The following is a 14,433-nucleotide window of genomic DNA, read 5'->3' on the forward strand; positions in this document are numbered from 1 at the left end:
AAGAGCAGGAGCCCCCCCCATGGCCAACGCTTTACCCGACCTCAAACTATTGCGCATCTTCGTCAGCGTGGTACGCCATCAGGGGTTCGCCAATGCCCAGCATGAGCTCAACCTCTCGACATCGGCGATCAGCACCTACATGAGCCAGCTCGAATCGGCCCTCGGCCTGGTGCTCTGCCATCGTGGGCGTGGCGGTTTCAGCCTGACCAGCAAGGGTGAGCTGTTCCATCAGGAGACCCTGCGTCTGCTGGGTGAACTCGAAGGCTTCGAGCAGTACGCCGCCGCCCTCAAGGGCGAGTTGCGCGGGACGTTGAACCTCGGCGTGATCGACTCGACCGTCAGCGATAAAGCCTTGCCGTTCGCCGAAGCCATCGGCGCCTACAGCCAGGAACACCCGGCCGTGCACCTGCACCTGTCGGTGATGAGCCCATACGAATTGCAGCTGGGCGTGCAGGACAACCGACTCGACCTGGCCATCGGTGCGTTCTCCACCCGCATGAGCGGACTGGTGTACATGCCGCTCTATCGCGAGCAGCATTGGCTGTATTGCAGCACGCGGCATCCGCTGTTTAACGAGCGGCGCATTCCCGAGCAGGTCATCACTCAGCAGCGCATGGTCGGTCGCGGCTACTGGAGTCAGGCCGAACTGGCGCGCCACGGCTTCAAGCACAGTGCTGCGACGGTGGAAAGCATGGAGGCCCAGTTGATTCTGGTGCTGTCCGGCGCCTATATCGGTTACTTGCCGGAGCACTACGCCCAGGCCTGGGCCGACAAGGGTGATTTGCGCGTGCTGTTGCCGGCGACGTTCGGCTATCAGGCGCCATTTTCGATGATCGTGCGCCGGGGGCGTAGCCGGGAGCCGCTGATCCAGACCTTCCGCGATTTGCTTAAAGCTCAACTGAATCAGGCCTGAAAACGATGTCCAGAATCCAATGCCCGCGCTGCCTGCGTCCGCAAACCCACTGCCTGTGCCCGTTGATTCCGAGCCTCGACAGCCGCACCCGGGTGCTGCTGTTGCAGCATCCGAGTGAAGTCAATCATGCCTTGAACACGGCACGTCTGGCCGCGCTGGGTTTGAATCGTGCCGAGTTGATCGTGGGGGAGGTGTTCGAGGATTTGTCGGCGCTGTTGAATCAGCCGGGGTATCGGGCACGGTTGCTGTTTCCGGGCGAGGACGCTCAACCGATGCAGGCTTACGCTGACAGTGAAGAGCCGTTGCTGCTGGTGGTCCCCGACGGCACTTGGCGCAAGGCGCGCAAGATGCTGCACCTCAATCCGCTGTTGGCGGCGTTGCCGAGGGTGACGCTGGCGGAAGGGGGGGTGTCCCGTTATCGGCTGCGCAAGGCACCGGGACCAGGGGCGTTGTCGACGGTGGAGGCGATTGTGCAGGCGTTGGAAGCCCTCGAAGCACCGACCACGTTTGCACCGTTGTTGAAACCGTTCGAGGCGTTGATCGAGGGGCAGATTGCGGCGATGGGGGAGGAGGTTTACCGCAAGAATCACAAGCAATGAAGTTCTTTGTGGAGCGGGAGCAAGCTCCCTCGCCACAACAGCCCTGCAACTCAGGCCTACCTTTCCCGCATCGCCTCAGTCCGCGCCTTCAGCACCGGTTTGAGCAAGTAGTCGAGCACCGTTTTCTCCCCGGTAATAATGTCTACCGTCGCCACCATCCCCGGAATGATCAGCAGCGGTTTCACGTCCCCGCCCAAGTGGTTTTTATCGGTGCGCACCTGGATCAGGTAGAAGCTGTTGCCCTTGTCATCGGTGATGGTATCGGCGCCGATCAGCTCCAGTTTGGCGCTCAAGCCGCCGTAGATCGTGTAATCGTAGGCACTGAACTTGACCATGGCTTTCTGGCCCGGGTGCAGGAATGCCACGTCCTGTGGCCGCACTTTGGCCTCGATCAGCAAGTTGTCTTCCAGTGGCACGATTTCCACCATGTCGCTGCCCGGCTGGACCACACCGCCGATGGTATTGACCTTCAGCAGTTTGATAATGCCCTTGACCGGTGAGGTCACCGTGGTGCGGGTCACGCGGTCGTCGATGGCGATGCTCGTGGCCGTGATTTTCGACAGATCGGTGCGTTTCTCGTTCAGCTCCTTGGCCGCTTCCGAGCGGAAGGTTTGTTCCGACTCGTCGATCTTGCTGCGGATCTCGGCAATCGCCGACTCCGCACGGGGGATGGCCAGGGTGGTCGCGTTCAGCGAACCGCGAATCTCCACGGCGCTGCGCTTGAGTCGCAGGATTTCCACGGGTGAAACGGCACCGGTCTTGACCAGTGGTTCGGACATGTTCATCTCTTGATTGACCAGCGCCAGGCTTGAACTGTATTGCCCTGCCTTGGAACGGAACTCCGCGAGTTCCTGGGTTTTCTGCCGCAGTTGTTCGCTCAAGGTGCGCTGCTCACTGGCCAGTCGGCGTTGCCGTTGTTCGTACAGCGAGCGCTCGTCTTCGGCCACTTGCGGGGCCTTGGCGATCACTTCTGCCGACAGCAGGAACGGCCGGCCTTCGGCTTCCGCTGACAAGCGTTCGACCTGTGCGGTCAGGGCATAACGATCGACTTCGCTTTCACCCTTGTTCGACAGGTAGCGCGTGTCATCCAGGCGCAGCAGGGTGTCGCCCTTGTTCACCATTTGCCCTTCGCGCACGAATATTTCGCTGACGATCCCGCCTTCAAGGTTCTGGATGACCTGGACTTTGCTCGACGGGATCGCCTTGCCTTCGCCCATGGTCACTTCCTGGAGCACGGCGAATTTAGCCCAGAGCACGGCGCTGACAACCAACCCGGCCGCGAGCCATACGGTGATCCGCGACCAGCGCGGCGAGTCTTGCAGTGCGGCGCCGGCGGTTTCCGGCATGAACTCTGTTTCGGCGCTTTTGTTGAAACTGTCGAAGTAGCCGCGATCGTTCGACGGTACAGGCTGATCAGCAGACATGGGCGACTCCTAGGCAGCCGCAGAGCCGACGCGGCCCTTGCGCAGTGCATCGATGACCGCTTCTTTCGGACCGTCAGCGACGATCCGCCCGTTGTCCAGGACGACCAGCCGATCCACCAGGCTGAGCATTGATGTGCGGTGAGTCACCAACAAAACGGTTTTACCCTGGACCAGGCTATGGAGTTTTTGCCGAAGAATGTCTTCACTGGTGTTGTCCATGGCGCTGGTGGGTTCGTCGAGCAGCATGATCGGCGGGTCGAGCAGCAATGCCCGAGCAAGCAACACGGCCTGGCGTTGACCGCCGGACAACAGTTGCCCACGTTCGCCCACAGGCCGGTCGAAACCTTGGGGATGCTGGCGGGCCAGTTCGGTGACACCGGTGAGTTCCGCCACTTCCAGCATGCGGGCGTCGCTGATATAGCGCGCGCCGAGGGTCAGGTTGTCACGCAGGCTGCCGGCCAGCAGTGGCAGGTCGTGGGCGACGTAACCGATTTGATGGCGCAGGTCGGCGACGTCCAGTTGCCGCAGGTCCAGGCCATCGAGCAGCAGTTGGCCTTCTGCCGGTTCGTAGAAACCCATCACCAGACGCGCCAGGGTGCTTTTGCCCGAACCGCTGCGGCCGATGATGCCGATGCGTTCACCGGGTTTGACGCTGAAACTGACATTGTTCAGCGCCGGGGCGCTTTGGCCGTTGTAGTGGAAGGTTACGCCCACGACATCCAGCCCCCCTTTCAGTTGGGTGCGCTCAAGTGGCCGTTGCCGGGCATCGCGCTCCTGAGGCAGGCCCATCAGCGCGTCAGTGCTTTTCATGGTCAGTTGCGCTTGTTGGTAGCGAGTGATCAGGCCGGCGATCTGCCCCAGTGGCGCGAGCACCCGACTGCCCAGCATGTAGGTCGCCACCAGTGCGCCCACGCTGAGGTTGCCGGCGATGATGCTGTAGACCCCGGCAATGATGGTTGCCATGCCGGAGACCTGCTGGATGAACAGCGTGCCGTTGGTGGCCATGGCAGAGAGATTGCGCGCATGGCTGTCGAGGCGGGTGAGGGCGCCGTGGGTGCTTTCCCATCGGTGCTGGCGCTCGCTTTCGGCGCTGCAGGCCTTGAGGGTTTCCAGGCCGCTGAGGGTTTCTATCAGCAAGGCCTGGCGCTCGGCGCCCAGGCTCAGGCTTTTTTGCACGGTGTCGCGCAGCCGTACCTGAATCACCATGGCGAAGATAATGGTGATGGGAAACGCCAGCACCGGAATCACCACCAGCCAACCGCCGAGCAGACCGATCACCACCAGCATCAGCAAGGCGAAGGGCAGGTCGATCAGGCTGGTCAGTGTCACGGCGGTGAGAAACTCACGCAGGCCCTGGAAGTCATGAATGCTTTGGGCAAATCCGCCGATGGTCGCCGGCCGTGCTTTCATCGACATGCCGGTGATGCGTTCGAACAGCGTCGCGGACAGGATGACGTCGGTTTTCTTGCCGGCGGTATCGAGCAAGTGCGCCCGCACTACCCGCAACACCAGTTCGAAACCGGTGCCGATCAGCAGGCCGATCGACAGCACCCACAGGGTCGAGGTGGCCTGGTTCGGCACCACGCGGTCGTAGGTCTGCATCACGAACAGCGGCACCATCAAGCCCAGCAGGTTGATCAGGAAACTCGCCAGAATTGCGTCGCTGTATAGCCATTTCGACAGTTTCAGGGTGTCGCGAAACCAGGCTTGCACCCGCGGTACCAGTGGCGAACGCAGGTCTTCAAGTTCATGCCGAGGACGGGCAAACAAGGCCTGTCCGGCGTAATGTTCCTCCAGCTCTTCAGGGCTGATCCATTGTTCTCCGCCGTCAGCTTCGCTGGGCAGAATAAGCACCCGACCGTCCTCAGCATAACGACGCAGGACGGCCGTGCGGCCATTGTTGAGCAACAGCATCACGGGCAGGTTGAGCGGGGAGATGTCTTTGAGGTCGCGGCGCAGCAAGCGTGCCTGTAAACCGGCGCGGGCCGCAGCGCGCGGCAGCAGGTCCAGGCTCAGGCGTTGGTGTGCCATTGGCAACCCGGCACTGAGGCTGGCACGACTGACCGTCGCACCGTGGAGTTTGCAGAGGATCAACAGACCGTCCAAAAGCGGGTCATCGAAACTCAGGCGCGGATCGACACCAGTATTGCCGGGTTCCATGCTGGTCAAATTGATCGCTCCGGTTGCACTACAACAATTGGCATCGACACGCAGAACTGCAGGAGCTATCGAAGGCTCGGGCCGCGGTCGATCGATCTTGTGAATAGACAAGATCAAAAGATCGCAGCCTTCGGCAGCGCCTACAAGTTACTTCAGTTCAGGCAAACGGGCTTCGCTCTTCACTTCGGTCTGGGCAACGGCGTCGGCAGGCAACACTACGTGCTGTTTGCTGAGCAACTGACCCATGTTCGCCAGCACGCGGTACATCGAGAACTCCTCGGTGTAGCGCACTTCTGTGTAGCGACGGTTGGCGTTGTAGAGCTCGTTTTCACTGTCGAGCAAGTCGAGCAAGGTGCGTTGGCCGAGGCCGAACTGATCCTGGTAAGCCATGCGTACGCGCTTACTGGTGTCGGCGTATTCGCGGGCGGTCGGGGTTTGTTTCTTGGCATTGACCATGGCGTTCCAGGCCAGGTGAATGTTTTCGTTGAGCTGGCGCAGGGCGTTGTTACGGATGTCCATCGCCTGATTGATCTTGTGCGCGTCGGAGGCCAGGCGAGCCTTGTCGCTGCCACCACGGAACAGGTTGTAGTTCATCACCACGCCGACACGCCATTCGTTGTCATGGCCTTCATCGCCCTGAATGTTGTTGTTCGCACCCACCGCAGCCTCGGCATCGAAGCGTGGGTAGAACGGCGACTTGGCGACTTCGTACTGACTCTCGGCCGATTGCACGTCGGCCTGGGCGGATTTCAGGTAAGGGTTGTTTTCCACCATGCTTTGCTGGGCATCCGACAGGCCAGCGGGTAATTCGCCACGGATCGATGGCGGGGTTTCCAGCTCATCGGGCAAGCGCCCTACAACGGCGTAGAAGTTCGACTCGGCATCGGCCAGATCGACTTCAGCGGTGTCGAGGTTGTTTTCCGCCAGTGCCCGGCGGGCAGTGGACTGGTCGGCGTCGGCGGTACTGCCGATGCCGCGCTGGGTGCGCAGGCCGATCTGGTCGTTGACCCGCAAGTGCGCTTGCAGGTTGTTCTTGGCCAGGGTCACCAGTTCACGGCGCTTGAGTACTTCGAGGTAAACCTCGGTGGTGCGCAGCGCCAGATCCTGGGCGGTGCCCTGAGCGTAATAGGCTCGGGAGTTGACCACGCCTTTGGTGCGCTCGACTTCATTAGAGGTGTTGAACCCGTCGAAGAGCATTTGCCGCAGGCGCAGCTCCGACTGGGTGTAGTTGAGGATTTCGGTGTGGTGATCGCCAAATGCCCGGGTACTGGTGTTGTCGCTGTATCCGCGCCCGTACGCAGCATTTAGATCAACAGATGGGTAAAAGCCCCCTTTGGCGACTTTCACGTCTTCATCGGCCGACAGTCGGCTGTCTACCCTCGATGCCAGTTCCGGGTGGGTCGCGATGGTGCTCTGGATCGCATCGGTCAGCGACATCGCATGAGCTTGGGATGAGCAGGCCATCGCCAGAAGAATCGCACTGCAGAGGGGGGTTAGTTGGCGCATGGGTGCATCTCCCTGAATCCTGATGGTACTTATTAGTCGCCAATTATTTGACGACATTTATAGGCAAAACCGTTTCATGCTTGTAACAACAGAGCTAAGAACATTTTCGAGTTTAGCTAAGAAATTTTTTTCATAGCGGTTATTCCAAAAAAAACTTATGCACCTCGCCAAATCCAGCACATTGTTCACACCGGAAGCCCTTGAATTACGAGCTGTAGGGCGCTCGTCGAGGACTTTTAAAAAGTTCCAATCCACTTATCGACATAGGGCAGGGAAGTGCAGGAAGGGAGGGGAGCGAACGATTTTATGGCGACGGTTTTTTGTCACTCTGTTGTTTCAAGATCGTTACGCATCACTCACAGGCAAGTTGTTGCGGAACAGGGATGCGATGCCATTGATTGCATAGGATTTTTCCCGAACCGAAAACATTGCGGTGAGTGAAATGGCAGGTCGAGATTGTCGCCGGGGCTATGACGTACGTCATGTAACTGGCACCCGGCAGACAATCCGGCAGGCTACCCGCTCGAGCCACAAGCACGTTCTTCGCTCAAACCAAGGTGCCGACAGCGGTTGGCAGCGGAGGAAGTACACATGGCTACGCAAATCGGCACCGTCAGTCAGGTTATCGGTCAAGTTTTCGTGCAGTCGAGCGACGGCACGCGCCGCGCTGTGGTCGAGGGCGATCGTTTGTTTGCCGGAGAACAATTGTCCACGGGCGCGGAAGGCGCGGTGTCGGTCCGTCTGCAAAATGGCCAGGAGCTGACGCTCGGGCGCGACAGCAGTCAGCAACTGACGAGTCAGATGCTCGAGAACCAGATCCCCCATGTCGAAACCGCTGAAGCAGCGACGCCGAGCCAGTCACAGCTGAGCGATGTCGAACAGCTGCAAAAAGCAATTGCGGCCGGCGACGACCCGACCCAAACCGCTGAAGCCACCGCTGCCGGTCCAACGACGACAACTGCAACGGGTGGTGCGCCGGGTGGCGGTCACAGTTTTGTCATGCTCGAAGAAGTGGGTGGACGGGTTGATCCCATCATCGGTTTCCCCACTGCCGGTTTCAACGGTATTCCGGAATTCCCCGAAGAGCGTCTGAACGCTGCTCCGGAAGAAGTTGTGCCTGCCGATGCGCCAGTGATCGTGCCACCTAATAATCCGGTCACCCTCGATGGTCTATCGGTGACGGGCGGCGAGTTGACTGTCAACGAAGCCAATCTGGCCGACGGTTCCGCCGGGAACGCCGGTGCGTTGACGCAAAACGGCACGTTCACTGTTTCGGCACCCGATGGCTTGAGCAGTCTGAGTGTCGGCGGGATCAACGTGGTCAGCGGTGGTGTGGCCTCCGGCTTCCCGCAGTCGATCACCACGCTGCTGGGCAGCACCCTGACAATCACCGGATACAACCCCGCCACGGGCGTGGTCAGTTACAGCTATACCCTCAACGGCAGCGAAACCCATGCGAGCGGTGAGGGCGCCAATAGCGTCGGTGAACAATTCACCGTGGTGGCTGGCGACAGCAACGGGGACAGCGTCACCGGTTCCCTGGACATCAACATCACCGATGACGTGCCCAATGCGGTTAACGATGGCAATGGCACTGCCTCGGAAACCCAGCTGACCCTCAACGGCAACGTGTTGACCAACGACGTGCAAGGCGCCGACCGAATTGCTGTTGGAGAGAATTCCGGCCCGATCACCCCCGGCACGTTTACCGGTACTTACGGCACGTTGGTACTGAACGCCAACGGCACGTACACCTACACCCTCACGACCACGGATGCGGATTTCAAAGCCCTGCATGGCGGTGGCAACGGCACGGAAACGTTCACCTATACGCTGACGGACGCCGATGGCGATACCAGCACCGCGAACCTGGTGCTGCAGATCCAGAACAACGATGACCCGATCACGATTGGTGGGTTAAGCGTCAACGGTGGCGAGCTCACCGTCTTCGAGAAAAACCTCAGCGACGGCAGTGATGCGAACAACTCGGCACTGACCCAGAGCGGCACCTTCACCATCACCGCGCCGGACGGCGTGCAAACCCTGACCTTTGGCGGTATCGCCGTGGTTACTGATGGCGTGGCTGCTGGTTTCCCACAATCGGTTGCTACACCGTTGGGCAGTATATTGACCGTCACCGGGTTCGATGCCACGACAGGCGTCGTCAGTTACAGCTACACCTTGGTCGATAACGAAACGCACCCTGATGCGGGTGGCGCCAACTCACTGGGTGAGCAGTTTGCTGTCACGGTGGTCGATGACAATGGCACCACGGCCAATGCCACGTTCGACGTCAGCATCATCGACGACCTGCCGCAAGGCGTGAATGACTCCAACGCCGGCACTGCCTCGGAAACTCTGCTGACCCTCAATGGCAATGTATTAACCAATGATGTGCAAGGCGCTGACCGCGTATCGATTGGCGAAAATACCGGCCCGATCACTGCCGGTGTTTTCATCGGTACTTACGGCACGTTGGTACTGAACGCCAACGGCACGTATAGCTACTCCCTGGACACCACGGATGCCGACTTCAAAGCCCTGACCGGCGGAGGCAACGGCACCGAAACCTTCACCTACACCATCACCGATGCAGACGGCGATACCAGCACTGCAAACCTGGTGCTGCAGATCCACAACAATGACGATGGGGTGACCATCGATGGCCTCAACGTCAACGGTGGTGAACTCAGCGTCTACGAGAAAAACCTCAGCGATGGCAGCGATGCGAACAACACAGCTCTGACCCAGAGCGGCACGTTCACCATTACCGCGTTGGACGGTGTGCAAACCCTCACCGTGGGCGGTATTGCCGTGGTTACCAACGGCGCAAGCGCAGGCTTTCCGCAATCGGTCACCACGCCGCTGGGCAGTACACTGACCATCACCGGGTTCGATGCCACAACCGGTGTCGTCAGCTACAGCTACGCCCTGGTCGATAACGAAACGCACCCTAATGCTGATGGCGCCAACTCACTGCCCGAGCAGTTTGCGGTCACGGTGGTCGATGACAACGGCACCACGGCCAATGCCACGCTCGACGTCAACATCATCGATGACTTGCCGCAAGGCGTGAATGACACCAACGCCGGCACGGCCTCGGAAACCAATCTGACGCTGAGCGGCAATGTTCTCGGTAACGATGTGCAGGGCGCCGACCGCGTACCGGTTGGTGAAAATGCCGGCCCGATCACTGCCGGTAACTTCACCGGCACTTACGGCACGTTGGCCCTGAACGCCAACGGTACGTACACCTACACCCTCACGACCACTGATGCGGATTTCAAAGCGCTGCATGGCGGTGGCAACGGCACCGAAACCTTCACCTACACCATCACTGATGCGGACGGCGATACCAGCACTGCGAACCTGGTGCTGCAGATCCACAACAATGACGATGGGGTGACCATCGATGGCCTCAACGTCAATGGTGGTGAGCTCACCGTCTACGAGAAAAATCTCGTCGACGGCAGCGATGCGAGCAACACAGCACTGACCCAGAGCGGCACCTTCACCATCACCGCGCTGGACGGCGTGCAAACCCTCACCGTGGGCGGTATCGCCGTCGTCAGCAACGGCGTGGCGGCTGGTTTCCCGCAATCTATCGGCACACCGCTGGGCAGCACGCTGACCATCACCGGGTTCAACGCCACAACCGGTGTTGTCAGTTACAGCTACACCCTGGTCGATAACGAAGCGCACCCTAATGCGAGTGGCGCCAACTCACTGCCTGAGCAGTTTGCGGTCACGGTGGTCGATGACAATGGCACCACGGCCAATGCCACACTCGACGTCAACATCATTGATGACTTGCCGCAAGGCGTGGACGACACCAACGCTGGCACGGCCTCGGAAACCAATCTGACGCTGAGCGGCAATGTTCTCGGTAACGATGTGCAGGGCGCCGACCGCATCCCAACCGGCCCCAACGCGGGCCCGATTACTGGCGGTAACTTCACCGGCACTTACGGCACGTTGGCCCTGAACGCCAACGGTACGTACACCTACACCCTCACGACCACGGATGCGGATTTCAAAGCGCTGCATGGTGGTGGCAACGGCACCGAAACCTTCACCTACACCATCACCGATGCGGACGGCGATACCAGCACTGCGAACCTGGTGCTGCAGATCCACAACAATGACGATGGGGTGACCATCAATGGCCTCAACGTCAACGGTGGTGAGCTCACCGTCTACGAGAAAAACCTCGTCGACGGCAGCGATGCGAACAACTCGGCGCTGACCAAGAGCGGCACGTTCACCATCACCGCGCTGGACGGCGTGCAAACCCTTACCGTGGGCGGTATCGCGGTCGTCACCAACGGCGTGGCGGCTGGTTTCCCGCAATCTACCGGCACACCGCTGGGCAGCACGCTGACCATCACCGGGTTCAACGCCACAACCGGTGTTGTCAGTTACAGCTACACCCTGGTCGATAACGAAGCGCACCCTAATGCGAGTGGCGCCAACTCACTGCCTGAGCAGTTTGCTGTCACGGTGGTCGATGACAATGGCACCACCGCCAATGCCACACTCGACGTCAACATCATCGATGACTTGCCGACCGCCAAATTGGACACCAGCTCGGTGGTGGAGGGCGGTACGGTCAACATCAGTGTGTTGGGCAACGATGTCTTCGGGGCGGATGGCGCGGCGGCAAGCGGTGCGGTGGTCGGCGTACGCGCTGGCAGCAACATCGCGACTTCAGCCATCGGCGGCCTCAACAGCAACATCATCGGCAACTACGGCTACCTGACGCTGGATGCGGCGGGCAACGCGATCTATCACAGCAACCCGAACACGGTGGGCCCGGCGGGTGCCACTGACACGTTCACCTACACCATCCGCGACAGCGATGGCGACGAAAGCACCACGACCATCACCATCAGCGTTGCCGACGGCAACCTCATCGCCAGTGTGGATCGGGATGTAACGGTCTACGAAAAAGCCCTCGACCTGAGCCAGGGCGGCCTGGATCTGGCCCCTGGTACGGTCACCGGCAGCGACCCGACGCACACCGGCGAAACCGCCACCGGCACGTTGGTCGGTTCGGTCTCCGGTGGCAACGGTGCGCTCACCTACAGCCTGGTCGGCAACGCCACCGGTTTGTACGGACAGATCGAAATCCACGCCGATGGCACTTACACCTACACCCTGACCTCGGCGCCAAAAACCACGCCGAATATCAACGACGGAGTGACCACCCTTACCCCGAACGAGACCTTCACCTACAAAGCCACCGATGCGCTGGGTAACAGCACCACCAGCACCATCGTCATCAGTGTTGTCGATGACATACCCAAAGCGGTGGCGTCGGAGCGTTCGGTGTCGGCGATGGAAATCGATTCGAACCTGCTGATCGTGCTCGACGTCTCGGGCAGTATGGGCGATGCCTCCGGCGTACCGGGTCTGACGCGACTGGCATTGGCCAAGAATGCGATCAGTGCCTTGCTGGACAAGTACGATGCCCTTGGCGACGTCAAGGTGCACCTGGTCACCTTCAGCAGCGGCGCCAACGACAGCTCGGGCGTATGGGTTGATATAGCGACGGCCAAGTCCTTGCTTGCCAGCCTCACATCGGGCGGCACCACCAACTACGACGCCGCCGTAGCCATGTTGAAAACCGCGTTCGTCACCACGGGCAAACTCACCGGGGCGCAGAATATCGGCTATTTCTTCTCGGACGGTAAACCTACCGATGGCCAGGAAATTGGCACCGCAGATGAGGCCTCGTTGAAAGCGTTCTTCGAGGCCAACGACATCAAGAACTACGCGATCGGCCTTGGCAGCGGTGTGAGCAATGCCAACCTCGATCCTTTGTCCTACGACGGCATCAGCAATACCAACACCAACGCGGTGGTGGTCACCGATCTCAACCAGCTCGACTCGGTGCTCACCGGCACCGTGCAGGGTGCGCCGGTTACCGGTTCCCTGCTGGGCGTGGGTGGCACATTCGGCGCCGATGGCGGTTTCATCAAGTCCATCGTCGTGGACGGCACCACTTACACCTATGATCCAAAAGCACTCGGCGGCCAGGGTTCGCTGACCCCAAGCGGCGGCACCAACGCTGCCACCTTCAACACCGCGAATAACACCCTGAGCATCGCCACCAGCAAAAACGGCATCTTGGTGGTCAACCTCGACACCGGCGACTACATCTATACGTCGCAGAAAATCACCACCGTGGTGGTCACCGAGAACATCGGTTTCACCGTCAGCGACAACGACGGCGACCTGGCCAGCTCGACGCTGACGGTCAAGGTCATTCCGAATACGGCGCCGGTGGCGGGAGCTGATCACATCATCACCAACGTGTTCTCGGAAAACATCGTGGTGCCGGGCGAACTGCTACTAGGCAATGACATCGACGCGAACGGCGATGCGCTCAGCGCTACGCCAACCACATTCAAGACGGGTTGGAAGCTCACCGGCTCCGGTGCGATCAATTTCGACGGCGAGAACGATATCGTCGCCAATCAGAGCCTGGCCAACGTACGCAGCTCGTTTCTCACTAAAACCGGGACCATGACGGCTTTACTGGTGATCAGCGGCTATCTTGGGGCGGTGACCAACGACAATGCCAACGATGTAGACCTGATTACCGTCAAACTGAATCAGGGTGAGACCCTTAACCTGAATCATGATTTGGCGGCTGGTCGAATTAAAATGGAGTACTCGCTCAACGACGGCGCGTTCACAGCTATCAACGATGGCGGTGACATCATTGCTGGCGTTGACGGCACGTATCAGATCCGCGTGACCAACATCACGAACTCCTCCGGTAGCCAAAACACTCGAGATCGGGCGGAGGACTATAACCTCACCATGACGCTCAGCTACAACGGATCGCATGAGGTCATCCCGGACTTCGATGGCACCTACACCGCCAACGATAACCACGGCGGCAGCGGCACGGGCAACGTGACCATCAGCTACCAGGCCGGTCACACCCTCACCGGTACAACAGGCGACGACGTGCTGGTTGCCGGCGACGGCAACAACCTCCTCAATGCTGGCGACGGCAACGACGTGCTCACCGCAGGCTCAGGCAACAACGAAATGCATGGCGGCGCAGGCGATGACTTGCTCTACAGCGGTCCAGGCGCTGATGTGCTCGACGGCGGCACCGGCATCGATACCGCGAGCTACGCCCACGCCACGGCCGGGGTCACCGTTAATCTGGGCACCCTTGTCGGGCAAAACACGTTTGGCGCCGGGACGGATACCCTGACCAGCATCGAAAACCTCATCGGTTCGAACTTCAACGACAACCTGACCGGCGATAACAACAGCAACGTCATCACCGGAGGCCTGGGTAACGACGTGCTCAAAGGCGAGGGCGGCGACGACCTCTTGATAGGCGGTATGGGCAACAACACCCTTTCCGGGGGCGCAGGCACCGACACCTTCCAATGGCTCAACGGCAATAGCGGTCACGACCTCATCACCGACTTTACCCCCGGCACCGACAAGCTCGACCTGTCGCAACTGCTGCAAGGTGAAAACAGCACCACGGCGTCGCTCGACGACTACTTGCACTTCACCGTCACCGGCAGCGGTGCTTCACTCCTCACCAGCATCAACGTCAGTGCCACGGCCGGTGCGATACCGAACCAGACCATCGACCTGGCGGGCGTGGACCTTGCCGACCACTACGGCGTAACACCGGGGGCCGGAGGACTGGTAGGGGGGGCAGACACGGCGACCATCATCAACGGCATGCTCAACGACCATACCTTGAAGGTGGATACCGTGTGACCTGAGGACCTGGAGGAGCGAGCCTGCTCGCGATGGCGTGGATCATTCAACGTGGATGTTGAATGTGAAA

At 60.0% G+C, this 14,433-nt stretch carries 6 protein-coding genes; 3 read left to right on the forward strand and 3 right to left on the reverse strand.

What is annotated here, in order from left to right; all coding sequences use genetic code 11:
* Positions 1-19: 19 nt before the first annotated feature.
* On the forward strand, positions 20-913 hold the full coding sequence (locus CKW19_RS17435) for a LysR family transcriptional regulator (RefSeq protein WP_053156392.1): 894 nt from the start codon (positions 20-22) through the stop codon (positions 911-913).
* A 5-nt stretch (positions 914-918) separates the two neighbouring features.
* Complete coding sequence (locus tag CKW19_RS17440; RefSeq protein WP_095058959.1) at positions 919-1,512, forward strand: tRNA-uridine aminocarboxypropyltransferase; 594 nt, start codon at positions 919-921, stop codon at positions 1,510-1,512.
* A gap of 56 nt (positions 1,513-1,568) precedes the next feature.
* Here CKW19_RS17440 and CKW19_RS17445 read toward each other — a convergent pair whose 3' ends face one another.
* The 3 genes from CKW19_RS17445 to CKW19_RS17455 all read right to left on the reverse strand — a co-directional run bounded on the left by CKW19_RS17445 (position 1,569) and on the right by CKW19_RS17455 (position 6,602).
* The gene (locus tag CKW19_RS17445; RefSeq protein WP_095058960.1) at positions 1,569-2,936 is read right to left on the reverse strand and encodes an HlyD family type I secretion periplasmic adaptor subunit; all 1,368 of its coding nucleotides are present in this window, start codon (positions 2,934-2,936) and stop codon (positions 1,569-1,571) included.
* Positions 2,937-2,945: 9 nt separating this feature from the next.
* Entirely contained in the window at positions 2,946-5,105 is a 2,160-nt protein-coding gene (locus CKW19_RS17450) for a type I secretion system permease/ATPase (protein WP_095058961.1), read from the reverse strand.
* A gap of 138 nt (positions 5,106-5,243) precedes the next feature.
* Positions 5,244-6,602: a TolC family outer membrane protein gene (locus tag CKW19_RS17455; protein WP_095058962.1), complete on the reverse strand. Its 1,359-nt coding sequence runs from the start codon at positions 6,600-6,602 to the stop codon at positions 5,244-5,246.
* A 591-nt stretch (positions 6,603-7,193) separates the two neighbouring features.
* On the opposite strand from CKW19_RS17455, the gene CKW19_RS17460 reads away from it, so the two are divergent.
* Positions 7,194-14,363 carry a retention module-containing protein gene (locus CKW19_RS17460; RefSeq protein WP_095058963.1) on the forward strand — a complete coding sequence of 2,390 codons (7,170 nt, stop codon included), beginning with the start codon at positions 7,194-7,196 and terminating at the stop codon, positions 14,361-14,363.
* The last annotated feature ends 70 nt before the right edge of the window (positions 14,364-14,433 follow it).

Origin of the sequence: Pseudomonas sp. Irchel s3f7, assembly GCF_900187615.1 — a bacterium.
Lineage (GTDB): Bacteria > Pseudomonadota > Gammaproteobacteria > Pseudomonadales > Pseudomonadaceae > Aquipseudomonas.